This window comes from Kocuria sp. U4B (genome assembly GCF_054875615.1).
The window spans coordinates 1981390-2004308 of the sequence record NZ_CM142180.1; the positions used below are offsets into that span (position 1 = coordinate 1981390).

Below are 22919 nucleotides of genomic sequence, written 5' to 3' on the forward strand. Positions count from 1 at the left end.
TCCGCAGGCCGTGCACCAGAAGCGAACGCCGCCACGCAACCGGCCGACTGCTGTCAGCCGTTGCCCGGCGGGACCTACCTGATGATGCGTCAGGCCTTCCGCCGACGCCGGCGGGCCCAGGGGCGTTCGATGGCCCAGTGGACTCCCACGGTGTGAAAGGTCCGAGCCCACCGGCGCCTGATCTGGGCCAGGCCGTACAGACACCGAGGGGACACGCCGACCCGCAGACGCCCGTCGTAGCGGATGCTCCACTGCGGACCGAGCCAAAAGCTCAACTCCAGATCGTCGTGCACTTCGGGGTCGGAGCGCTCCACCACAGTGCGGACCTCCTGCCAGGCCGAGCGGCGGAGCGCCATGTTCGATCCCCACAGCGGTGGGTGTCCCAGCACGAGGCGCATGCCCCACAGGTAGGAGTGCCGCCAGACGGGGCTGAGGACGGCACTCCACAGACGGGGAAGGTCGTAGAAATACCCGGTGCCCACCAGAGCACCCAGGGACGGATCCGTGGCGAAGGCCTGCTGGATGCGCTCGAGCCAGTCGGGCGGTGGAGCCGAATCGGCGTCGCACCGGGCGATGACCGTCCCCACCGCGGCGTCGTAGCCGGCCGCGGCAGCCGCCGGGATGCCGGGCACCTGTACGGCAAGGACCGTGGCGCCGTATCGGGCGGCGACCTGCGCGCTGCCGTCCCGGGAGTCGTTGTCCACCACCACGATCTCCGCCGGTGGCAGGGTCTGCTGCCGTATCAGCTGCAGGCACCGCGCCAGCACCACCGCGTCGTCCTTGACCGGAACGACAACCGACAGCGACAGTTCAGCAGCCATGCCGGCGCACCCGGGGACAACCGGGGGGCCTCTCCGGCCGCGGGCCCGAGCCCGCGCCGATCGACACACTCCGCGATGAACCACTTCTCCTCGCCGACACCGACGACCCACCCCCTGCGGTCACCCGACCGGCCCCGTCCCACGCGACGGCCTGGGCCGACCATGCGGTGCGATTGTCCCGCTTTGGCAGGGGAACAGGGAATGGGCTAAGCTAGCGAAGTTGCCTCGGGGGTCGAGAGATCGCCCGGGACAGCAGCCGGATCCGGCACATCCCCTCCTGACGTTCCGTCGAGTCGACGACCGCTGCGCGGCCGGCACGCTTTGGCAGAGATCAGGAAATGGGATAAGCTGAACAAGTTGCCCAGGGGGTCGAGAGACCACCCGGGACAGTAGCCGAATCCGGCAGATCCCCTCCCGACGTTCCGTCGAGCCGACCACCGCTGCGCGGTGACGGGCTCTTGCAAGGAACTGGCGGAAGAGGTAAAGTAGATGAGCCGGTTCAGCCGGGCCGCGAGGAATCGTGGTGCTGGGCGGTTTTCTTTCTTCGAGTTCTGGGCCTTGGGGGTCTGGTTCTTGGTCTGTTGTTTGAGAACTCAATAGTGTGCCATGTTTGTTGATGCCAAATGTTTTGTTTGGTTGATTGGCCGTTGCTCGTTCCGCCTCCGTGGGGTGGGTGACGGTGTCAGCCTGGATCGTCCGGGTGTCCTGCTTTGTGGTGGGGTGTTCGGGTTGGTTTTCTGTTTTTTGACGGAGAGTTTGATCCTGGCTCAGGACGAACGCTGGCGGCGTGCTTAACACATGCAAGTCGAACGATGATGCCCAGCTTGCTGGGCGGATTAGTGGCGAACGGGTGAGTAATACGTGAGTAACCTGCCCCTGACTCTGGGATAAGCCTGGGAAACCGGGTCTAATACTGGATACGACCTTCCACCGCATGGTGGGGGTGGAAAGGGTTTACTGGTTTTGGATGGGCTCACGGCCTATCAGCTTGTTGGTGGGGTAATGGCTCACCAAGGCGACGACGGGTAGCCGGCCTGAGAGGGTGACCGGCCACACTGGGACTGAGACACGGCCCAGACTCCTACGGGAGGCAGCAGTGGGGAATATTGCACAATGGGCGAAAGCCTGATGCAGCGACGCCGCGTGAGGGATGACGGCCTTCGGGTTGTAAACCTCTTTCAGTAGGGAAGAAGCGCAAGTGACGGTACCTGCAGAAGAAGCGCCGGCTAACTACGTGCCAGCAGCCGCGGTAATACGTAGGGCGCAAGCGTTGTCCGGAATTATTGGGCGTAAAGAGCTCGTAGGCGGTTTGTCGCGTCCGCTGTGAAAGCCCGGGGCTCAACCCCGGGTCGGCAGTGGGTACGGGCAGACTAGAGTGCAGTAGGGGAGACTGGAATTCCTGGTGTAGCGGTGAAATGCGCAGATATCAGGAGGAACACCGATGGCGAAGGCAGGTCTCTGGGCTGTTACTGACGCTGAGGAGCGAAAGCATGGGGAGCGAACAGGATTAGATACCCTGGTAGTCCATGCCGTAAACGTTGGGCACTAGGTGTGGGGGACATTCCACGTCCTCCGCGCCGTAGCTAACGCATTAAGTGCCCCGCCTGGGGAGTACGGCCGCAAGGCTAAAACTCAAAGGAATTGACGGGGGCCCGCACAAGCGGCGGAGCATGCGGATTAATTCGATGCAACGCGAAGAACCTTACCAAGGCTTGACATCCACCGGACCGCCCCAGAGATGGGGTTTCCCTTCGGGGCTGGTGGACAGGTGGTGCATGGTTGTCGTCAGCTCGTGTCGTGAGATGTTGGGTTAAGTCCCGCAACGAGCGCAACCCTCGTTCTATGTTGCCAGCACGTGATGGTGGGGACTCATAGGAGACTGCCGGGGTCAACTCGGAGGAAGGTGGGGATGACGTCAAATCATCATGCCCCTTATGTCTTGGGCTTCACGCATGCTACAATGGCCGGTACAAAGGGTTGCGATACTGTGAGGTGGAGCTAATCCCAAAAAGCCGGTCTCAGTTCGGATTGAGGTCTGCAACTCGACCTCATGAAGTCGGAGTCGCTAGTAATCGCAGATCAGCAACGCTGCGGTGAATACGTTCCCGGGCCTTGTACACACCGCCCGTCAAGTCACGAAAGTTGGTAACACCCGAAGCCGGTGGCCTAACCCCTTGTGGGAGGGAGCCGTCGAAGGTGGGACCGGCGATTGGGACTAAGTCGTAACAAGGTAGCCGTACCGGAAGGTGCGGCTGGATCACCTCCTTTCTAAGGAGCCGTTGACCACCGTGTGGTGGTCGCCCCCGCTTCGAGCAGCCGTAGGTGCTGCCGGTGGGGTGAGCTCATGGGTGGAACATCAGCAGGCAAGCGGCCGCACCTTAGGTGCTGGTCGTTCTCTTCTTCAGTACCCGCTCACCGCGGGCTGCCGGGTTGCCCCGGTGGTCGTGGTGGTGGTGGAACGGTGGGGGACGTCCGGTGGAGGAGCGGTCCATGGCGCACTGTTGGGTCCTGAGACAACAGGCCCCGACCCGGGCGCACCGGTTCCTGCGCTGCTGGTCCCCTTTGCGGGGGCGGTGGTGGAGGGGTGGTGGGTTCGTGGTGGGTGGTGAGATGTCTTTGGTTCCCGGCGCCCCGCCGGCGGCGGTGACGGCCTGATGGTCGTGACTTCCGCCCGTGAGTGTGGGGTGTGCGGGTTGTTGTTTGAGAACTGTATAGTGGACGCGAGCATCTTAAGAACTGGTGCCGCAGCAGTCGCAGGGGTCGTCTTCGGGCGTCTCGGCGGTGGTTGTGGTGCCTCAAGTTCGTGATTGATCGCCGCCCAGTGCTGCGGGCAGCGGGTCCTTCTCCTTGCGGGAGGGGGCCGGTGGTCGTGGTGGTGGGTCGGTGTGTTCTGTGATCATGTGGCAAGTTTTTAAGGGCGCACGGTGGATGCCTTGGCATCAGGAGCCGATGAAGGACGCGGTAATCTGCGATAAGCCTCGGGGAGCTGATAAACGAGCTGTGATCCGAGGGTCTCCGAATGGGGAAACCCCGCCGCGTGTTATGCGTGGTGACCCGTACCTGAATTCATAGGGTGCGTGGAGGGAACGTGGGGAAGTGAAACATCTCAGTACCCACAGGAAGAGAAAACAACAGTGATTCCGTCAGTAGTGGCGAGCGAACGCGGAAGAGGCCAAACCGATGGTGTGTGAGACCCGGCAGGGGTTGCATCATCGGGGTCGTGGGGCGTGTCGTCCCGGGTCTGCCGGCCCGGGCGTGTGAGTGCAGGACGATAGTCGAACCGGTGTGAGTGCCGGGCCGTAGAGGGTGGGAGTCCCGTAGACGAAATCGTTGCTGCCGCACGGTGCACGTACCCAAGTAGCACGGGGCCCGTGAAATCCCGTGTGAATCTGCCAGGACCACCTGGTAAGCCTAAATACTACCTGATGACCGATAGCGGACCAGTACCGTGAGGGAAAGGTGAAAAGTACCCCGGGAGGGGAGTGAAATAGTACCTGAAACCGTGTGCCTACAATCCGTCGGAGCCCTACAAGGTGACGGCGTGCCTTTTGAAGAATGAGCCTGCGAGTTAGTGTTACGTCGCGAGGTTAACCCGTGAGGGGTATCCGTAGCGAAAGCGAGTCTGAATAGGGCGAGTGAGTGGCGTGATCTAGACCCGAAGCGAAGTGATCTACCCATGGCCAGGTTGAAGCGCGTGTAAGAGCGCGTGGAGGACCGAACCCACTTCAGTTGAAAATGGAGGGGATGAGCTGTGGGTAGGGGTGAAAGGCCAATCAAACTTCGTGATAGCTGGTTCTCCCCGAAATGCATTTAGGTGCAGCGTTACGTGTTTCTTGCCGGAGGTAGAGCTACTGGATGGCCGATGGGCCCTACAAGGTTACTGACGTCAGCCAAACTCCGAATGCCGGTAAGTGAGAGCGTAGCAGTGAGACTGTGGGGGATAAGCTTCATAGTCGAGAGGGAAACAGCCCAGACCACCAACTAAGGCCCCTAAGCGTGTGCTAAGTGGGAAAGGATGTGGAGTTGCTTAGACAACCAGGAGGTTGGCTTAGAAGCAGCCACCCTTGAAAGAGTGCGTAATAGCTCACTGGTCAAGTGATTCCGCGCCGACAATGTAGCGGGGCTCAAGTACACCGCCGAAGTTGTGGCATTGCACCAACGATACCCAGCCGGGGCCCTCGTGGTCCTTGGTTCAGGTGGTGCGATGGGTAGGGGAGCGTCGTGTGGGCAGTGAAGCTGCGGGGTAACCCAGTGGTGGAGCCCACACGAGTGAGAATGCAGGCATGAGTAGCGAATGACGGGTGAGAAACCCGTCCGCCGGATGATCAAGGGTTCCAGGGTCAAGCTAATCTGCCCTGGGTCAGTCGGGACCTAAGGCGAGGCCGACAGGCGTAGTCGATGGACAACGGGTTGATATTCCCGTACCGGCGAAGAACCGCCCATATCGAACCGGGGACACTAACCACCCGAACCGCACCAGGTGCCGGCCATTGGCCGTCACCGGTGGCGGGGAGCGTGGGACCTGAACCGGGGAGGTAAGCGTATTAACAGGTGTGACGCAGGAAGGTAGCCGAGCCGGGCGATGGTAGACCCGGTCTAAGCGTGTAGGGCGATCCGTTGGCAAATCCGCGGATCATGCGCCTGAGACGTGACGGGACCCCCATCCGTGGGGGGATTCGGTGATCCTATGCTGCCGAGAAAAGCATCGACGCGAGGTTCCAGCCGCCCGTACCCCAAACCGACACAGGTGATCAGGTAGAGAATACTAAGGCGATCGAGAGAATCATGGTTAAGGAACTCGGCAAAATGCCCCCGTAACTTCGGGAGAAGGGGGCCCGGACCGTGGACACCACTTGCTGGTGCGAGCGGGTAAGGGCCGCAGAGACCAGGGGGAAGCGACTGTTTATCAAAAACACAGGTCCGTGCGAAGTCGCAAGACGATGTATACGGACTGACTCCTGCCCGGTGCTGGAAGGTTAAGAGGACCTGTTAGCCTCACGGCGAAGCGGAGAATTTAAGCCCCAGTAAACGGCGGTGGTAACTATAACCATCCTAAGGTAGCGAAATTCCTTGTCGGGTAAGTTCCGACCTGCACGAATGGAGTAACGACTTCCCCGCTGTCTCAACCATGAACTCGGCGAAATTGCAGTACGAGTAAAGATGCTCGTTACGCGCAGCAGGACGGAAAGACCCCGAGACCTTTACTATAGTTTGGTATTGGTGTTCGGTGTGGCTTGTGTAGGATAGGTGGGAGACTGTGAAGCGGGCACGCCAGTGCTCGTGGAGTCATCGTTGAAATACCACTCTGGTCACTCTGGACATCTAACTTCGGCCCGTGATCCGGGTCAGGGACAGTGCCTGATGGGTAGTTTAACTGGGGCGGTTGCCTCCTAAAGAGTAACGGAGGCGCCCAAAGGTTCCCTCAGCCTGGTTGGCAATCAGGTGTCGAGTGTAAGTGCACAAGGGAGCTTGACTGTGAGAGCGACAGCTCGAGCAGGGACGAAAGTCGGGACTAGTGATCCGGCGGTACATTGTGGAATGGCCGTCGCTCAACGGATAAAAGGTACCTCGGGGATAACAGGCTGATCTTGCCCAAGAGTCCATATCGACGGCATGGTTTGGCACCTCGATGTCGGCTCGTCGCATCCTGGGGCTGGAGTTGGTCCCAAGGGTTGGGCTGTTCGCCCATTAAAGCGGTACGCGAGCTGGGTTCAGAACGTCGTGAGACAGTTCGGTCCCTATCCGCTGCGCGCGCAGGAAATTTGAGAAGACCTGTCCTTAGTACGAGAGGACCGGGACGGACGAACCTCTGGTATGGCAGTTGTACCGCCAGGTGCACCGCTGCTTCGCTACGTTCGGAAGAGATAACCGCTGAAAGCATCTAAGCGGGAAGCTCGCTTCGAGATGAGATTTCCACGCACCCTTTAGGTGCGAGAGGCCCCCAGCGAGACCACTGGGTTGATAGGCCGGAGGTGGAAGCACGAACCAACGACGTGCGCAGCCGACCGGTACTAATAGGCCGACAACTTACCCCACACCCACCCCCACCACCGTGGGGACCCGGGCACGCCCCGGACCACGGGTGGGAACACACAGAACACCGCGTCCACTATACGGCTCCCAACCAACAACCCCGCCGGGTTGCACGGTTGCGCAGCACACAACTGAATCCACAGCCACCAGCCTGTGACACGAACTTCCCACCCCACCACCCGCCCCGCAGCGGGCCCGGTACGGGGCGCGGAGCACGAGTTACGGCGGTCATAGCGTGGGGGAAACGCCCGGTCCCATCCCGAACCCGGAAGCTAAGACCCACAGCGCCGATGGTACTGCACCCGGAAGGGTGTGGGAGAGTAGGACACCGCCGGACCACACCAGAAGGGTCGAGCCCCCGCACCACACGGTGCGGGGGCTCCCCACCTTAACCACCCCCCGAAGAACACGCCACCACCCCACACCGGGTCACCCAGCAGGACCCAGGCCCCGGCCGGCGGATGCGATGATCACGGGTCGGGCTTGCGCCCGAGCAGCACGAAGGCCCGCACGGACACCGCGCAGAGCAGCACGCCGAGAAGGACCATCCCCCAGTCCCCCTCGAGCAGTTTGACGATCACCATCGCCGCCGTGACGACGGCGGCGATGGCCGGCAGGATTCTCACCGCAGCACCCACTTCCTGGCTGTTCCGCTGTCATCGACACGTCCGGGACGTTCGCGGGTGCCGGCGTCGTCGTCGCCCGCTCGTGCCATCGGTGCCCGGGTCCGTGGCGCCGGCCTGCGCGGTACCACAGGTGCTGCTGAGCACGGTGGCGTCCCACCTCGGGAAACCGACAGAGCAGGGTCTGTGCCTCCTGCGGCGACCACGCCCCCTGCCTGGCCCGCCTGCCGATCGCAGGTCTCCATCATGAGGTGTCCACCGGGCCACAGCCGGAGCGGAGCCTCGGCGACCCCGCGGCGAGGGACGTCCAGGCCGTCGTTTCCGTCGTCCCGAGTCCGCATTGCGGCCCCGTCCCCGGCGGGAACCCGACCGGCAGCACGCGAACGGACGACGAGCGCGCCTCGTGCTCGCGCGTCGTGGGGAAGACGGTCATGAGGAGCCCCTTTCCGGGCGGGGTGGCACCCTCTGCTCCTACGGTCGGAGCGCGACGTCGTCAGCAGGAAGCGCCCGCATCGATCCAGCAGTGATCGGACCCACCTCCTCCTGACTCGTCGCGGTGGAGTAGTCATCCTATGCCGCCGGACTCCTCGGCAGGAGAAGAAGCGGGCCCCGGTGCGGGGACTGTCCTCAGTGGTCCTCCGGCGTGACGGCGTCGTCGGTGCCGTGCAGGTGGGCGCGCTGCCCGTCGTGGTCGTAGATGGTGAGGATCTCCACGGGTCCGTGATGGGCCTCCAGGGCGTGCGGGACCATGGTCGAGAACTGGGCCGCGTGGCCCGCCTCGACGAGCACGGTCCGTTCCCCCAGGCGCAGGCGCACGGTGCCGGACAGCACGGTGAACCACTCCCGGCCGGGATGCACCGCCAGCTGCTCCGTTGCGGCCGCCCGATCCGGACTGATGCGCATCTTGGCGACCGTCATGCCGTGCAGGGCGTCCTCCCGGGACAGCAGCCAGGTCGTCATGCCCGGCGTGTGGCCGGGCTCGGGCCGGATCACCACGTCCTCGTCACCGGGGGACTCCACCAGTTCGTCCAGCGTGGTGCCCAGGGCCCGGGCGATGGGCACCAGCTGGTCCAGGGCGATCCGACGGTGCCCGGTCTCGATGCGGCTCAAGGTGGAAGGGCTGAGGTAGCAGCGGGCGGCCAGGGCGTCCAAGGACCAGCCGCGGGCCAGTCGCAGGCCCCGGATGCGCTGGCGGATGACCGTGTCTAGCCCGAATTCTTGCTCCATACGCAAGATCATATGCCCCGTCCGCATGACTGGCCTACCGTGGAGGCATGACCCACCGTTCCCGCACCCCCTTCGATCCCGGTCAGCACGACCACCACCGGCACGAGGAGGACCTGGCGCAGCTGCTGGAGCTGGATGCCGAAATGTCCGGCGCCTCCTGGGAGGAGGTGACCACGTGGGCGACCCAGTACGTGGGGGACGGCCCGCACACGATCGTCGACCTGGGTGCCGGAACGGGCGCCGGCGGCGGGGTCCTGGCCCGGCGTTTTCCGGCGGCGCAGGTGGTGGCGGTCGACCGGTCGGCGGTGATGCTCGAGCGCGTGCAGGCCACGGCCCGCGAGCAGGGGCTGGACGGTCGGGTGCACGTCGTCCACGCGGACCTGGATGTGGCGTGGCCCGCCGTCGGGGAGGTGGATCTCGTGTGGGCCTCGTCCTTCCTGCACGAGGTCGCCGACCCCGGCGCGGTCCTGGGGGCGGTCCGTGCCGCGCTGCGGCCCGGCGGGCTGCTGGTGGTCGTCGAGATGGATGCCCTGCCCCGCTTCCTGCCCGAGGACCTCGGGATCGGCCGCCCCGGGCTGGAGTCCCGGTGCCACCAGGCCCTGGCCTCCGCGGGGTGGAACGCGCACCCGGACTGGCGGCCCCTCCTGGAGCAGACCGGGTTCGAGGTCCTCGGCCCGCGGACCGTCAGCACCGAAGCGCACCCGGCGCCGCTGTCCACTGCTCGCTGTGCCCAGGCCTGGCTCTCCCACATGCGCCCCTGCCTCCGGGGCCGGCTGGCCGCCGAGGACCTCGACGTCCTGGACCGCCTCCTGGCGGAGGACCGCCCCGAAGCCCTGCTGACCCGCCGGGATCTGAGCATCCGTGGCAGCCGCACCGCCTGGGCGGCCCGGCGCCCTTGAGCTGCCCCCGTACTCCCTCACCGGTCCGACCCACCAAGGAGCTCCTCCATGAACACCCCTGCCCATGACGTCGTGGTCGTCGGAGGCGGCGCGGCCGGACTGAGCGCAGCCGTCGCGCTGGCCCGCTCGCTCCGGTCGGTGGTCGTCGTCGACGCCGGCGAACCCCGCAATGCCCCCGCCCACGGCGCCCACAACGTCCTGGCCCGGGAAGGCATCCCGCCGCTGGAGCTGCTGGCCGCCGGCCGGCAGGAGGCCCGGCACTACGGCGCGCAGGTGCGTCAGGACCGCGCTCTCGCCGCGCGCCGGATCGACGGCGGGTTCGAGGTCGACCTCGACGCGGGCGGGACCATCCGGGCACGGCGCCTGCTCCTGGCCACGGGACTGGTCGATGAGCTGCCCGAGATCCCCGGCGTCCGCCGGTTCTGGGGAACCAGCGTGCTGCACTGCCCCTACTGCCACGGATGGGAGGTCCGCGGACAGCGCATCGGTGTGCTCGGCGCCGGTCCCATGAGCATCCACCAGGCCCTGCTGTTCCGGCAGCTCAGCGAGCACGTCACGCTCGTGCGCCACACGATGCCCGATCCGGGCGAGGCGGCGTGGGAGCAGCTCGCCGCCCTGGACATCCCCGTCGTGGACTCCGCCGCGGAGAAGCTGCGCAGCATCGACGGAGTCCTGCGGGCCGTCGTCCTCGACGACGGGCGCGAGATCCCCGTCGACGCCGTGGCCGTCGCCCCGCGGTTCGCCGCCCGGACCGAGCTGTACGAACAGCTCGGCGGAACGGCCACCGAGCATCCCCTCGGAACCTTCATCGCCACCGACGCCATGGGCCGCACGGGGATCCCCGGCGTGTCGGCCGCGGGCAACACCAGTGACCTCGCAGCGATGGTCTCCGTCGCCACCGGAGCCGGGGTCGTGGCGGCCGCCGCCCTCAACGCCGACCTCGTCACCGAGGACGCCGACGCCGCGGTCCGGACCAGGTGGTGAGCGCCCCTGGAGTCCTGACCGGTCTCCGTCTCCCGCCCGGGCCGGACGCCCGTCCGGCCCGGATCAGCACGGCGGCGGGGGCGGGGACCACGCCGAGGGCCGGTGGTGACCGCCGTGGCCCAGGAAGAGTCCCCGGTGCTTATCTGCGTGCTTATCGGGCCGTAGAATGATCGCACTTGCAAATACCACGCATCGCCCACTACTCCCGGGAGCGCACCATGAACCGCAACTTCTCCGCCGGCGCCGCGATCACGCTCGTCCTGGGGCTGATCCTGGTCTTCGCCACGAGCGGCAACACCATCACCCTCGGTTCCTTCGCCCTGAGCCTGAGCGCGGTGGGGTGGATCCTCACCGCGGTCGGGGCGATCCTGCTCGTGATCTCCCTGATCCCGCGCCGCACCACCAGCCAGACCCGCCACGTCGATCCCGCCGGCCGGGAGTCGGTGACCGAGCGCGACGCCCAGCTCTGATCCCGGACCGGTCCACCGGTCGAGAGCCTCGCGGGCCCCGGCGTCCTGCCGGGGCCCGCGCCTGTCAGGGCCGATCTGCCGTCACCGGCCGGGTCCCCTGCACCGGGGTCGTACGATGCAGGGAGAGCTCCCCACCACCGATGAAGCGAGGTCCCACCATGTCCGTTCCCGCGAAGGACACCGACTCCGGCCAGCGCAGGACCGCTCTGGTCGTGGGTGCCAGCGGCATCGCCGGTTCCGCGATCGTCGAGCAGCTGACGGCCGCGCCCGGGTGGGAGGTCCTGGCGCTGTCGCGCACCCCGGTGCCGGGCAGCCCGGCCCGGCACGTGGCCGCCGACCTGCGCTCGGCCGAGAGCGTGGCCGCCGCGCTGGCCGGGGAACGGCCCACGCACGTGTTCTTCACGGCCTGGTCCCGGCAGGCCACCGAGGCCGAGAACATCGAGGTCAACGCCGGGATGCTCCGCAACCTCCTGGCCGCCCTGGACCACGCCCCGGTGGAGCACGTGGGGCTGATGACGGGGCTGAAGCACTACCTGGGCCCGTTCGAGGCCTACGGGAAGGGGGAGATGCCCGACACTCCCTTCCGGGAGGAGGAGCCGCGGCTGGACGTGGCCAACTTCTACTACGCCCAGGAGGACGAGCTGTGGGCCGCTGCGGCGCGGCAGGGCTTCCGGTGGTCGGTGCACCGGGCGCACACGGTGATCGGCCACGCCGTGGGCAACGCGATGAACATGGGCCTGACCCTGGCGGTGCAGGCGGCGATCTGCCGCCAGACCGGCCGGCCCTTCGTCTTCCCGGGATCGCAGACCCAGTGGAACAGTCTCACGGACATGACCGACGGGGCGCTGCTGGCCGAGCACATGGTCTGGGCCGCCACCACCGCCACGGCGGGGAACGAGGCCTACAACGTGGTCAACGGCGACGTCTTCCGGTGGCGGCGGATGTGGCCGGCGCTGGCGGGCTTCTTCGGCCTGGAGTGGGAGGGCTACCAGGGGGCGCCGCGGCCGCTTCAGGAGCAGATGGCCGGCGCGGAGGAGGTCTGGGCCCGGATCGTGGCCGAGCACGGGCTGGTGGAACCGGACCTGTCCCGGGTGGCCTCCTGGTGGCACACCGACGCCGACCTGGGCCGGCCGATCGAGGTGCTCGCCGACATGAGCAAGAGCCGGCTGGCGGGCTTCACCGGCTACCGGCGCACCGAGGACTGCTTCACGGCCCTGTTCGAGCGCTACCGGGCCGAGCGCATCATCCCCTGACCTCCGGCTCGGACGGCCGGCGGTCAGCCCGGATCGGTTCCTGCCCGGGCTGACCGCTCCGCTCAGCGGCCGGAGCGGGGGACGGGGGCCGTGGTCCCCACGGTCTCCTCGGTCGGTGCCCCGGCTCCGGCGTCCTCCGGTGACGTGCCGGGCGGGGTCGTCCTGCGGGGGGCTTCCCCGGGTGCGGCGGGCCGGGAGGTCGCCGTGTTGGTGGGGGCGACGGCGAGCACGACCAGGGCGGCAGAGAGGACGGCGAGACCGGTCCAGCCCACGGCCGTCAACCGTTCTCCCACCACGACGACCGCCAGCAGCGCCGCGACGGCCGGTTCGGTCAGGGTGAGGGTGGTCGCCGTGCTCGGGCGCACCCGGGCGAGGCCGATGCCGAACAGGTAGTAGCCCAGGAACATCGGCACCAGGGCCATGTAGGTGGCCACGGCGAACGACTGTGCCGAGGCCACCAGGGGGGCGCCCGCGGCCACCAGGACGGGGATCAACAGGGCACCGCCGGCGCCGAAGACCGCGCCCATCGACGCCGCCCGCCCCACCGCGTGGGCCATCAGCCGGTGGACGACCCAGGAGTACAGCGCGTAGGTGGCCCCGGCCACCAGGCCCAGCCCGACGCCGACGGCAGTGTCCGCGGCAGAGGTCGTCGCCGTGCCGGTCCTGGACAGGCACAGCAGGGTGCTGCCGGAGATGCCGAGGAACGCGGCCAGCATCCACCACCGGCTCAGCGGCTTGCGCTCCAGAAGCAGTTCCAGCACCCCCGAGGCCAGTGGTGCCGAGGCCAGGGAGACGACCGTGCCGATGGCGACACCGGCCAGGTGCATCGAGGAGTAGAAGGCCAGCGGGTAGACCGCCACGGCCACGGCCCCCGCCGCGACCAGCCGTGCGTGGGCCCGCAGCGCGCCGCGTGCTCGGCGCAGGGCGGGCAGGGCGATCGCCGCCTGGAGCAGTCCGCCCACCCCCAGGGCGGCGGCGCCGATCGCCAGGGGGCCGACCCCGGGGGCGAAGGTCGCCGCCGTGCCGGTGGTGCCCCACAGGAAGGAGGTGATCAGGATCGCGGTGATCCCGCCGGTCGCGCCCCTCACCGGGCGAGGTCCAGGTCGGCCAGCAGGCCGGCGGCGATCGCGCGGGCACGGTGCAGGCGAGTGGGCTCGCCCTCCAGGCCGGCCCGGGACATCGCTCCCTCCAGCAGGAAGCTGAAGTGCTCGGCCAGCCGGCGGGCCGTGGCCGCATCGCTCAGGGCGCTCAGGTGCTCGGCCAGCAGCTCTTCGACCTGCTCCTTGTGCCGGCGCACCGCGGCCCGCCCGGGGTCGCCGGCGGGCAGCTCGGCGGCAGCGTTGAGCAGCCCGCACCCACGGAAGCCGTGGTCGTAGGCGGCCCCGGCGTGATCGAGATAGGCGTCGAACACCGCCAGGACGCGCTCCGGGGCCGTCGTCGCCTCCGCCAGGCGCGCCCGGTACAGGCCCAGCCACTCCTCGTGCCGGGCGGCGAGGTAGGCCTCGACCAGCGCGGCCTTGGACGCGAAGTTGTTGTACAGGCTCATCTTCGCCACTCCGGCCGAGGCGGTGATCGCATCGATGCCGGTGGCGGCGATGCCGTCGGCGTAGAAGCGCTGCGCGGCGGCCTCCAGGATGCGGGTGCGCGCCGATCCGTGGCGCTGCTCCGAGCGGTGCAGATGTGTTGTCATCCGGCCCCCTTCTAGGTAGACCAGTCTACCTATCGGATGTGAGTCGGCAAGGCTTCCGGAGTGCCCCGGAGATGGCGTGGTCGCGCCGCTCACTCCTCGCCGGCTCGCAGCGCCGCCTCGTCCCGCGCCGTGTCCTCCTCCGTCCAGGGTGCGTGCGTCCGGTGCTCCAGGTGCCAGTGGACCGAGTCCGCCACACCGCGATCCGGAGGGCGGGGGTGCCACCCCAGGACGTCCTGCGCCGCGTGCACGTCGGCCAGGAGGTGCTGCGGGTGGGCCGCCGTGAGGAACAGGTCCGGGGGCAGCAGGGCGTCGGGTGCACGGACCAGCTCGAGCTCCGCCGCGGCCGCGGCGGCGATCTGCTCGATCCACCTCCCGATCGTCGGCGTCGTGGGCTCGGCGAGATTGAAGCACCGGCCCCGGGCTCGGGGCTCCCCGAGGGCGCGGACGACGGCCGCGGCGACGTCCGCGACGTGCGCCCTGCTCCACAGCAGGTTGCCGGCCCCGACCGGGATCCGGTGCCGACCGGCGGCCAGCCGGCGCAGGACGAAGCCCTCCCGGCACTGGGGGTCGTGCGGACCGTAGACCATGGGCAGTCTCAGCACGGTCGCGTTCCGGCGCGCCCACACGTCCTCCACGTCCAGCTTCTCGTAGTCGGCCGGCACGCCGGGAGGTGGGTCCTGCCCGTAGACCCTGCGTGTCCTGCGCAGGGGAGCGGACTCGGCGAGGGGGACGTCCGCGACCGCGCGGCCGCTCAGGAGCCCCTCGTAGGCCGCGTAGACGTCCTGGCTGGACAGCACGACGGCGGGCACCCCGGGGAGCACGTCGCAGGCGAGCTCGGCGTCGCGGCGGGTCAGGGCGTAGCTGTCGAGCACCGCATCCGGGCCGAACCGTTCCAGGGCGCGTCGGTGTGCGGGCAGATCCAGCCGGTCACCGTGGATGTGCGTCGCCGCATCCAGTCCGGGCGGTTCGGCGCGTCCCCGGTGGAAGAGCGCCACCTGGTCGCCGCGCCGCAGCAGGTGCTCGGCGACGGCCCGGCCGATGAACGACGTACCGCCCAGGACGAGCGCCTTCATGTCCGCTCCTTCGGGATCCGTGTCCTCCGGGCCCGCGCTCGCCGCGTCGGTCCCGGCCCTGACGCCGGTGGTTGCCCACGTGCTCGGGCCCACGAGGACATGCTCGGTGCCGGGATCGTCGGGGCACAAGGCCCGGACGGGAGCGGGCGACGGCGCGCACGGCCGCACGGGCGTCCCCGCGCCGTCGGCCGTGCGGGTTCACCGCCGTCTGGTGACGAGCAGCCGCTGCAGGATGACGAACGCCAGCAGCAGGGCGCCGATGACGATCCTGGTCCACCAGGAGCTGAGGGTGCCTTCGAAGGTGATGATGGTCTGGATCAGCCCGAGGATGAGCACGCCGAGCACGGAGCCGAGGACGAAGCCGCTGCCCCCGGTGAGGAGGGTCCCGCCGATGACCACGACGGCGATCGCGTCGAGTTCCATCCCGACACCGGTGAGCGAGTAGCCGGACCGGGATCCCACCGCGAACAGGAAGCCGGCGATCCCGGCGCAGGTGCCGCTGATGACGTAGATGAGCACCTTGGCGCGGGCCACCGGCAGCCCCATGAGGACGGCGGAGTGCTCGCCCCCGCCGATGGCGTAGACCGTGCGGCCGAACCGGGTGTGGTGCAGGACGTAGAACCCGACCGCGACGACCAGGAGCGAGATGATCACGCTGGGGGTCAGCGACCAGTTCTGCCCCAGGGGGATGCGGGTGCTGGAGAGCCAGACGAAGGCCGGGTCGGTGATGGGGATGGACGGGAGGCTGATCACGTACGACAGGCCCCGGGCGAGGAACATCGCCGCCAGCGTCGCGATGAAGGGCTGGACGTCGAAGACGTGGACCATGGTGCCGACGACCAGCCCGATCACGGAGCCCACCACGATGATCAGCGGGATCACGACGCCGGCCGGCCAGCCCGACTGCAGCAGCGAGGCGCCCATGACGCCGGTGAGGGCGACCACCGCACCGACGGACAGGTCGATCCCCCCGGCGATGATGACGAACGTCAGGCCGACGGCCAGGACGACGAGGTGCGCGTTGTTGATGAACAGGTTCGAGATCACCCGCCCGGACAGGAAGTTCTCGTAGCGGCTCCCTCCGACGGCGAACATCAGCGCCAGGACGGCGAGGGTGCCGACGACGGGCAGGAACCGGCGGTCGAGCCGGGCCCGGGTCCCGGACAGCGTCGTCGTCAGGTGCTGGACCGGGCGGGAGCCGGCGCCCTTGCCGGGCCTGGTTCCCTTGGCGGGCTTCACGAGCTGGGCTGCGGGCATCACGCCGACACCTCCACGGGGTTCGGGTCCACGGCCGCGCGGCGCGGTGCCCGCGGGCGGCGGGCGGCGAGCTTCCTGCGTGCGATCGGGGACTGCATGAGGACGACGGCGATCACCACGATCGCCTTGAACAGCGGGGTGACGGAGGGCGAGACCCCGAGCGTGGTCACCGTCAGGGTGAGGGTCTGAATGATGAAGACCCCGATGAGCGTCCCGCTCAGGGAGTACTTCCCGCCCGCGAGCGAGGTGCCGCCGATCACGACGGCGAGGATCGCGTCCAGCTCGATGAACAGACCGGCGTTGTTGGCGTCCGCCGCCATGACGTTGGAGCTGATCATCAGCCCGGCGAGGCCCGCGAACAGCGCCGTCAGCGTGTAGACGGTCCAGGTGATGCTCCGGGACCGCAGGCCGGCGAGGCGGCTGGCCTCCGGGTTGATCCCGACCGACTCGATGAGCATGCCCAGGGCCGTCCGGCGGGTCAGCAGCGCGACCAGGGCGAAGATGCCGCCGGCGATGAGGATCGACACCGGCAGCCCGAGCCAGTAGCCCGCCCCGATCACCTTGTAGGCGGGGCTGGTGATCGTGGTGATCTGACCCTCGGTGATGAGCATCGCGATGCCGCGCCCGGCCGTCATGAGCACCAGGGTCGCGATGATCGGCTGGATCCCGAGCACGGAGACCAGGAAACCGTTCCACACGCCGAGCACCAGGCTCAGGGCGAGCGCGATGCCCACGCCGGCGAGCACGGTGGACAGCGCTCCCGGCTCGGGCGACGAGCCGATGAAGGTCAGGGCGACCGCTCCCGCGATCGCCACCACCGCGCCGACGGACAGGTCGATGCCCCGGGTGGCGATCACCAGGGTCATGCCGAGGGCGACCAGCAGGAGCGGGGCGCCGTTGCGCATGATGTCGATCAGCGCGCCGAAGAGGTGGCCGTCCTGCATCCGGATGCTCAGGAACCCGGGGTCGTTGATCGTGTTGGCCGCCAGGAGCGCCACGAGGGCGATCGCGGGCCAGAAGAGCCGATGCCGCACGAGCTGCATCACGGGGTACCTCCAGTGGCGATGAGCTCGACCACGTCGTCGAGCGAGGTCGATTCTTCGTTGACGATCTCGGCCACCTTCCTGCGGTCGCGCATGACCGCGATCCGGTGGCTGAGCCGCAGCACCTCCTCCAGCTCGGCGGAGATGAAGACGACGGACATGCCCTCCGTGGCGAGCTGGGCCACCAGGCGCTGGATCTCGGCCTTGGCGCCGACGTCGATGCCGCGGGTCGGCTCGTCGAGGATGAGCAGCTTCGGGGCGGTGGCGAGCCACCGGCCGAGCAGCACCTTCTGCTGGTTGCCGCCGGAGAGGTTGCGCACCAGCGCGTCCGGGTTCGCCGGCCGGATCCCCAGCGCGGCGATGTACTTGTCCACGATCTCGTCCGCCTTGCGGGCGGGGATGCGGCGGGCCCATCCGCGGTCCGCCTGGAGCGCGAGCACCAGGTTCTCCCGCACGGTGAGGTCGCCGATGATGCCCTCGGCCTTGCGGTGCTCGGAGGAGAAGGCGATGCCGCGCTTCATCGCCGCCCGGGGGCCGCGGAGCCGGCCGGGTGTCCCGTCGACCGTCAGCTCGCCCGCGTCGGCGTGGTCGGCGCCGTAGAGCAGGCGCGCCAGCTCCGTGCGGCCCGAGCCCAGCAGGCCGGCGAGGCCGACCACCTCGCCCGGGTGCAGCGTGAGGTCGAACGGCTCGACGGACCCGCGCCGGCCCAGGCCGACGGCCTCGACGACGGGTGCCGCGGTGGAACGGGCGGCCACGGTGCGCTTCGGCGCCTCCTCGAGCTGGTCGAGCACCTCCAGGGACTGCCCGATCATCTTGGACACCAGCTGGCGGCGCGGCAGCTCGCCGACGGGGTGCTCCCCGACCAGCCTGCCGTTGCGCAGCACGGTCAGGCGGTCCGAGATCTCGTAGACCTGGTCGAGGAAGTGCGAGACGAAGAGGATGGCCACGCCCCGGTCCCGCAGCGTCCGCATGACCGAGAACAGCCGCGTCACCTCCCCGGCGTCCAGACTCGAGGTCGGCTCGTCGAGGATCAGCACCTTGGCGTCCAGGACCATGGCCCGTGAGATGGCGACCAGCTGCTGGACGGCCAGGGAGTGGGAGGACAGGGCGGAGCGGGGCTCGACGTCCAGGCCGAGCTGGGCGAGGAACGTCGAGGCCTGGCGGCGCAGGGCCCGCCAGTCGACCCGCCCGCCCCTGCGCGGCTCGTGCCCGAGCATGATGTTCTCGGCGACGGAGAGGTTCTCGCAGAGGTTGACCTCCTGGTAGACGGTGCTGATCCCGGCCGCCTGGGCCTGGGCCGGCCCGCTGAAGGTCTGGGGGGCGCCGAAGACGGTGATGCGGCCCGAGTCGATCCCGTAGACGCCGGTGAGTGCCTTGATCAGGGTCGACTTGCCGGCCCCGTTCTCCCCCATCAGCGAGTGGACCTCACCGGGGAAGAGCCGGAAGTCGACTCCGTCGAGGGCTTTGACGCCGGGGAACTCGATCGAGATCCCGGTCATCTCCACCGCGGGCTGGGGAGTAGTCATCGCTGACCTCTCGTGAAGGGAGTTCGGGCAGTGTGCCCGGTCGGCCGCACGGACTGCGCGCGGCCGGCCGGGCGCAGCGGGTCAGTACTCGCGGGTGGGCAGGGCCTCGGCGGCGGCGGCCTGGTCGAAGGCCTGGTCCTCGACCACGATGCGCTTCTCGACCTCCTCGCCGGCGACGACCTTCTTGGTGATCTCGGCCAGGTCCGGGCCGAGCAGCGGGTTGCACTCGACGATGTAGTTGATCTTGCCGTCGGCCAGCGCCTGCATCCCGTCCTTGACCGCGTCGATGGTGACGATCTTGATGTCCTCACCGGGCGTGAGGCCGGCGGCCTCGATGGCCTCGATGGCGCCCAGGCCCATGTCGTCGTTGTGGGCGAAGAGGAGGTCGATGTCGTCGTGGGCCTGGAGGAAGCCCTCCATCACCTGGCGCCCCTCGGAACGGGTGAAGTTGCCGGTCTGCGAGGCGATGATCTCGATGTTCTCGTTGCCCTCGATGGCCGACTCGAAGCCGGCCTTGCGGTCGATCGCCGGCGCGGCGCCGGTCGTGCCCTGGAGCTCGACGACGTTGAGCTGCTGGTCGCCGAGGTTCTCCACGACCCACTCGCCGGCCCGCTCGCCCTCGGCGACGAAGTCCGAGCCGATGAAGGACTCGTAGAGGGTCTCGTCCTCGGAGTCCACGGCGCGGTCGGTCAGGACCACCGGGATGCCGGCGGTCCTGGCCTCCTCCAGCACGGCGTCCCAGCCGGACTCGACGACGGGGGAGAACGCGATCACGTCCACGCCCTGGGCGATGTAGGAGCGGATCGCCTGGATCTGGTTCTCCTGCTTCTGCTGGGCGTCGGAGAAGGACAGGTCGAAGCCGTTCTCCTCCGTCAGCGACTCCTGGATGGACTTGGTGTTCGCCGCGCGCCAGCCGCTCTCGGCGCCCACCTGTGAGAACCCGACGGAGATGACGTCGTCGCCCCCGCCGCTCGCCTCGCCGCCGGAGGCATCGCTGCCCCCGCAGGCGCTCAGCGTCAGGGCCAGCAGGCCCGCCGTCCCGGTGGCCACGGCCCTCTGGGCAAAGGTCCAGTTCTTCATGCTTCTCCTCCTCGAGAGCGTCAGCTGTGCCGGGAACGTCGGTCCGGGCGAGCTGTCCGAGATCCCGGGTCTGTTGCGACCCACCGTAAGTGTTAGCGCTCACATTGGCACGGGTCAATCCCCGCCGCGAAGTGTCGCGGAGGTTTCGAGCAGGTTGCGCGGCGCCATTGACATCGGGATGGGAGGACCCACAAACTCGGGACACTGTGTTATCGCTCACATTCGGCGTGACGGCCCGATCCGTCGATCCGGCCCCCGGGTCCGGCGGCTCCGGAGGCGGTCCGGCGACTGGGATCGCGGCACCCGGGCGGCGGCCCGACGGCCCGCTCGCCCGACCAGGTTCTTCCCCTCCCCCGAAAAGAACCACCGTCCGAAGGAGGACATGGCATGTCCCTACCCCGCGCCCTCGGAGCGCTGACGCTCAGCATGGCGTTCGCCGCACCGGCCACCCTCGCCGCACCGGTCTTCGCCGCTCCACCGCAGCCCACGGAGCCGGACTACACGATCGAGGTCGAGCCCGGTGCGACCGGCGCCGAGATCGACGAGTCCATGTACGGCGTCTTCTACGAGGACATCAACTTCGCCGCCGACGGCGGGCTGTACGCCGAGCTGGTCCGCAACCGCTCCTTCGAGTTCCTCCCCGTGGACAACGCCGGCTACCACGGCCTGACGGCCTGGACCCCGACCGCCTCGTCCGGCGGGTCCGGGACCGCGACCACGGTCGACGACGAGGCGCGGCTGAACGAGCGCAACCGCACCCACCTGCGGCTCGACCTCGGCAACCCCGAGGGCGGCCGCTACGGCGTGACCAACTCCGGGTACAACGCGGGCGTCGCCCTCACGGCCGGCGCCCGGTACGACTTCTCCACCTGGGCCCGGACCGACGCACCGGCCGGCACCCCGCTGACCGTCACGCTGCGCAGCACCGCCGGCGAGCCGCTGGCCGACCCCCTCGAGCTCACCGTGCAGGACGACGGGTGGGCGGAGTACACCGGGACGCTGACCGCGAAGCGGACGACCGACGCCGCCCGGCTCGCCGTGGAGGCCGGCGGCACCGGCACGCTGCGCCTGGACATGGTCTCGCTCTTCCCCGAGGACACCTACCTCGGCCGCGAGAACGGCCTGCGCAAGGACCTCGCGGAGAAGGTCGCGGCCCTGGACCCCGGCTTCCTCCGGTTCCCCGGCGGCTGCCTCGTCAACGTCAACAGCCACCACGGCTACGACGCCGAGAGCAACTACGAGCGCGCGCGATCCTACCAGTGGAAGGACACCGTGGGCCCGGTCGAGGAGCGCGCCACGAACTCCAACTTCTGGGGCTACAACCAGACGTACGGGCTGGGGTACTTCGAGTACTTCCAGTTCGCCGAGGACATCGGGGCCATGCCGCTGCCGGTGGTCCCCGCCCTGGTGACCGGCTGCGGACAGAACCGCGCGACGGAGGACCCGGAGCTGCTGGAGCGCCACATCCAGGACACCCTGGACCTCGTCGAGTTCGCCAACGGGCCGGTGACGTCGACCTGGGGGAAGCTGCGGGCGGACATGGGCCACCCGGAGCCGTTCGGCCTGACCCACATCGGGGTCGGCAACGAGGAGAACCTCCCCGACGAGTACGCCGAGAACTTCGTCCGGTTCCGCGACGCCATCGGAGCCGAGCACCCCGAGATCACCGTCATCAGCAACTCCGGCCCCGACGACCAGGGCCCCGTCTTCGACCGGCACGGGGAGCTCAACCGCGCCAACGGCGTCGAGATGGTCGACGAGCACTACTACAACAGCCCCATCTGGTTCCTGCAGAACAACCACCGCTACGACTCCTACGACCGCAGCGGCCCGCAGGTGTTCCTCGGCGAGTACGCCTCCCTGGACAACACCCTCTTCAACGCCCTGTCCGAGGCGGCGTACATGACCGGCCTGGAGCGCAACGCCGACGTCGTGAAGATGGCGTCCTACGCGCCGCTGCTCGCCAACGTCGACCACGTGCAGTGGAAGCCGGACATGATCTGGTTCGACAACGACGAGTCCTGGGGCTCGACGAGCTACGAGGTCCAGAAGCTGTTCATGAACAACGTCGGCGACCGCGTCGTCCCGACCACGGTCAGCGGCAGGACCGTCCAGGCCGCACCGATCAACGGCGGCATCGGCCTCTCGACCTGGTCCACGGCGGCCCGGTACGACGACGTGAAGGTCACCTCCCCCGACGGGGCCGTGCTCTTCGAGGACGACTTCTCCGACGGCGACGCCGGTGACTGGACCCCCCTGGCGAAGCGCGGCTCCTGGTCCGTCGAGGACGGCGCCTACGTCCAGTCGAGCACGACGGCCGACGACACCCTGGTGGAGGCCCCGGCCGACATCACCGCCACGGACTACGACCTGTCGCTCACGGCCACCAAGACGGCCGGCGCGGAAGGCTTCCTGATCGGCTTCGGGGTGGAGGACTCCGACGACTACTACTGGTGGAACCTCGGCGGCTGGAACAACACGCGCAGCGTGATCGAGAAGGCCACCAACGGCGCCAAGGAGACCGTCTTCGCCAAGGAGGGCCACTCGATCACCACCGGGGAGACCTACGACGTGCGGATCGAGGTCCGCGGCACCACGGTGAAGCTCTACCTCGACGACGAGCCCTTCGGGTCCTTCACCGACGACGACGTGACCGAGCCGTTCGCTCAGGTCGTCACCGAGGACGACGCCACCGGCGACCTCGTCGTCAAGGTCGTCAACGCCCAGGACGCCCCCGCGGTCACCACGATCGACCTCGCGGGACGGCGGGTGTTCGGCAAGGCCGAGATGACCGTCATCACCGGCGACCCGGCAGCCCGGAACACCCGCTCGGCGCAGCCCGTCGGGCCGGTCACCTCGACCATCAAGGGCGTCGCCTCCAGGTTCACGCGCATGTTCGAGCCCAACTCCGTCACCTTCATCCGCATCGCGACCAAGTGA

At 68.4% G+C, this 22919-nt stretch carries 15 protein-coding genes and 3 rRNA genes; 8 read left to right on the plus strand and 10 right to left on the minus strand.

Translation table 11 applies throughout. From position 1 onward, the window contains the following. Window positions 1-89: 89 nt before the first annotated feature. Window positions 90-821, minus strand: coding sequence for a glycosyltransferase family 2 protein (locus ACYSMR_RS09390; RefSeq protein WP_461744782.1), 732 nt, complete (start codon window positions 819-821; stop codon window positions 90-92). 744 nt (window positions 822-1565) lie between these two features. Here ACYSMR_RS09390 and ACYSMR_RS09395 point away from each other — a divergent pair. The 3 genes from ACYSMR_RS09395 to rrf all read left to right on the plus strand — a co-directional run bounded on the left by ACYSMR_RS09395 (window position 1566) and on the right by rrf (window position 7191). Next, window positions 1566-3089: ribosomal RNA gene (locus tag ACYSMR_RS09395) — 16S ribosomal RNA — on the plus strand. Window positions 3090-3722: 633 nt separating this feature from the next. After that, a 23S ribosomal RNA gene (locus tag ACYSMR_RS09400) occupies window positions 3723-6856 on the plus strand. A gap of 218 nt (window positions 6857-7074) precedes the next feature. After that, window positions 7075-7191 (plus strand): 5S ribosomal RNA (rrf, locus tag ACYSMR_RS09405). The 16S, 23S and 5S rRNA genes sit together here, the layout of an rRNA operon. A gap of 133 nt (window positions 7192-7324) precedes the next feature. Here the strand turns inward: rrf and ACYSMR_RS09410 are convergent. Both ACYSMR_RS09410 and ACYSMR_RS09415 read right to left on the minus strand, forming a co-directional pair. Then, window positions 7325-7480 (minus strand): hypothetical protein, encoded by a 156-nt coding sequence (locus tag ACYSMR_RS09410; RefSeq protein ID WP_309126440.1) that lies wholly within the window; start codon window positions 7478-7480, stop codon window positions 7325-7327. A 624-nt stretch (window positions 7481-8104) separates the two neighbouring features. Continuing rightward, a complete protein-coding gene (locus tag ACYSMR_RS09415) occupies window positions 8105-8704 on the minus strand; it encodes a helix-turn-helix domain-containing protein (RefSeq protein ID WP_309126441.1) in 600 nt (199 codons plus the stop codon). Between the two features lie 47 nt (window positions 8705-8751). Between ACYSMR_RS09415 and ACYSMR_RS09420 the strand changes: the two genes are divergently transcribed. The 4 genes from ACYSMR_RS09420 to ACYSMR_RS09435 all read left to right on the plus strand — a co-directional run bounded on the left by ACYSMR_RS09420 (window position 8752) and on the right by ACYSMR_RS09435 (window position 12310). Continuing rightward, the gene (locus ACYSMR_RS09420; protein WP_461744785.1) at window positions 8752-9603 is read left to right on the plus strand and encodes a class I SAM-dependent methyltransferase; all 852 of its coding nucleotides are present in this window, start codon (window positions 8752-8754) and stop codon (window positions 9601-9603) included. Window positions 9604-9651: 48 nt separating this feature from the next. Further along, on the plus strand, window positions 9652-10587 hold the full coding sequence (locus ACYSMR_RS09425) for an NAD(P)/FAD-dependent oxidoreductase (protein WP_461744787.1): 936 nt from the start codon (window positions 9652-9654) through the stop codon (window positions 10585-10587). Window positions 10588-10763: 176 nt separating this feature from the next. After that, window positions 10764-11057: a hypothetical protein gene (locus ACYSMR_RS09430; RefSeq protein ID WP_251333808.1), complete on the plus strand. Its 294-nt coding sequence runs from the start codon at window positions 10764-10766 to the stop codon at window positions 11055-11057. A gap of 158 nt (window positions 11058-11215) precedes the next feature. Next, window positions 11216-12310 carry an SDR family oxidoreductase gene (locus ACYSMR_RS09435; protein ID WP_461744789.1) on the plus strand — a complete coding sequence of 365 codons (1095 nt, stop codon included), beginning with the start codon at window positions 11216-11218 and terminating at the stop codon, window positions 12308-12310. 62 nt (window positions 12311-12372) lie between these two features. Here the strand turns inward: ACYSMR_RS09435 and ACYSMR_RS09440 are convergent, their stop codons facing one another. The 7 genes from ACYSMR_RS09440 to ACYSMR_RS09470 all read right to left on the minus strand — a co-directional run bounded on the left by ACYSMR_RS09440 (window position 12373) and on the right by ACYSMR_RS09470 (window position 19979). Then, entirely contained in the window at window positions 12373-13398 is a 1026-nt protein-coding gene (locus ACYSMR_RS09440) for a DMT family transporter (protein WP_461744791.1), read from the minus strand. Beyond that, the gene (locus ACYSMR_RS09445; RefSeq protein WP_461744793.1) at window positions 13395-14000 is read right to left on the minus strand and encodes a TetR/AcrR family transcriptional regulator; all 606 of its coding nucleotides are present in this window, start codon (window positions 13998-14000) and stop codon (window positions 13395-13397) included. The genes ACYSMR_RS09440 and ACYSMR_RS09445 overlap by 4 nt, the downstream gene beginning before the upstream one ends. 89 nt (window positions 14001-14089) lie before the next feature. After that, window positions 14090-15073 (minus strand): NAD-dependent epimerase/dehydratase family protein, encoded by a 984-nt coding sequence (locus tag ACYSMR_RS09450; protein ID WP_461744795.1) that lies wholly within the window; start codon window positions 15071-15073, stop codon window positions 14090-14092. Window positions 15074-15271: 198 nt separating this feature from the next. Beyond that, window positions 15272-16330: a galactofuranose ABC transporter, permease protein YjfF gene (yjfF, locus tag ACYSMR_RS09455; RefSeq protein ID WP_461744797.1), complete on the minus strand. Its 1059-nt coding sequence runs from the start codon at window positions 16328-16330 to the stop codon at window positions 15272-15274. Then, window positions 16330-17373 (minus strand): ABC transporter permease, encoded by a 1044-nt coding sequence (locus ACYSMR_RS09460; protein ID WP_375142374.1) that lies wholly within the window; start codon window positions 17371-17373, stop codon window positions 16330-16332. The genes yjfF and ACYSMR_RS09460 overlap by 1 nt, the downstream gene beginning before the upstream one ends. Further along, window positions 17373-18899 (minus strand): sugar ABC transporter ATP-binding protein, encoded by a 1527-nt coding sequence (locus ACYSMR_RS09465; protein ID WP_461744799.1) that lies wholly within the window; start codon window positions 18897-18899, stop codon window positions 17373-17375. Before ACYSMR_RS09465 ends, ACYSMR_RS09460 begins: the two co-directional genes overlap by 1 nt. A gap of 81 nt (window positions 18900-18980) precedes the next feature. Continuing rightward, window positions 18981-19979: an ABC transporter substrate-binding protein gene (locus ACYSMR_RS09470; RefSeq protein ID WP_461744801.1), complete on the minus strand. Its 999-nt coding sequence runs from the start codon at window positions 19977-19979 to the stop codon at window positions 18981-18983. Window positions 19980-20366: 387 nt separating this feature from the next. On the opposite strand from ACYSMR_RS09470, the gene ACYSMR_RS09475 reads away from it, so the two are divergent. Beyond that, window positions 20367-22919: an alpha-L-arabinofuranosidase C-terminal domain-containing protein gene (locus ACYSMR_RS09475; RefSeq protein WP_461744803.1), complete on the plus strand. Its 2553-nt coding sequence runs from the start codon at window positions 20367-20369 to the stop codon at window positions 22917-22919.

Coding starts and splice junctions, on each gene's coding strand:
- yjfF (WP_461744797.1), bottom strand. CDS start 16,330: ATGCCCGCAGCCCAGCTCGTGAAGCCCGCCAAGGGAACCAGGCCCGGC.
- ACYSMR_RS09470 (WP_461744801.1), bottom strand. CDS start 19,979: ATGAAGAACTGGACCTTTGCCCAGAGGGCCGTGGCCACCGGGACGGCG.
- ACYSMR_RS09420 (WP_461744785.1), top strand. CDS start 8,752: ATGACCCACCGTTCCCGCACCCCCTTCGATCCCGGTCAGCACGACCAC.
- ACYSMR_RS09475 (WP_461744803.1), top strand. CDS start 20,367: ATGTCCCTACCCCGCGCCCTCGGAGCGCTGACGCTCAGCATGGCGTTC.
- ACYSMR_RS09460 (WP_375142374.1), bottom strand. CDS start 17,373: ATGCAGCTCGTGCGGCATCGGCTCTTCTGGCCCGCGATCGCCCTCGTG.
- ACYSMR_RS09435 (WP_461744789.1), top strand. CDS start 11,216: ATGTCCGTTCCCGCGAAGGACACCGACTCCGGCCAGCGCAGGACCGCT.
- ACYSMR_RS09450 (WP_461744795.1), bottom strand. CDS start 15,073: ATGAAGGCGCTCGTCCTGGGCGGTACGTCGTTCATCGGCCGGGCCGTC.
- ACYSMR_RS09390 (WP_461744782.1), bottom strand. CDS start 821: ATGGCTGCTGAACTGTCGCTGTCGGTTGTCGTTCCGGTCAAGGACGAC.
- ACYSMR_RS09465 (WP_461744799.1), bottom strand. CDS start 18,899: ATGACTACTCCCCAGCCCGCGGTGGAGATGACCGGGATCTCGATCGAG.
- ACYSMR_RS09445 (WP_461744793.1), bottom strand. CDS start 14,000: ATGACAACACATCTGCACCGCTCGGAGCAGCGCCACGGATCGGCGCGC.
- ACYSMR_RS09425 (WP_461744787.1), top strand. CDS start 9,652: ATGAACACCCCTGCCCATGACGTCGTGGTCGTCGGAGGCGGCGCGGCC.
- ACYSMR_RS09415 (WP_309126441.1), bottom strand. CDS start 8,704: ATGGAGCAAGAATTCGGGCTAGACACGGTCATCCGCCAGCGCATCCGG.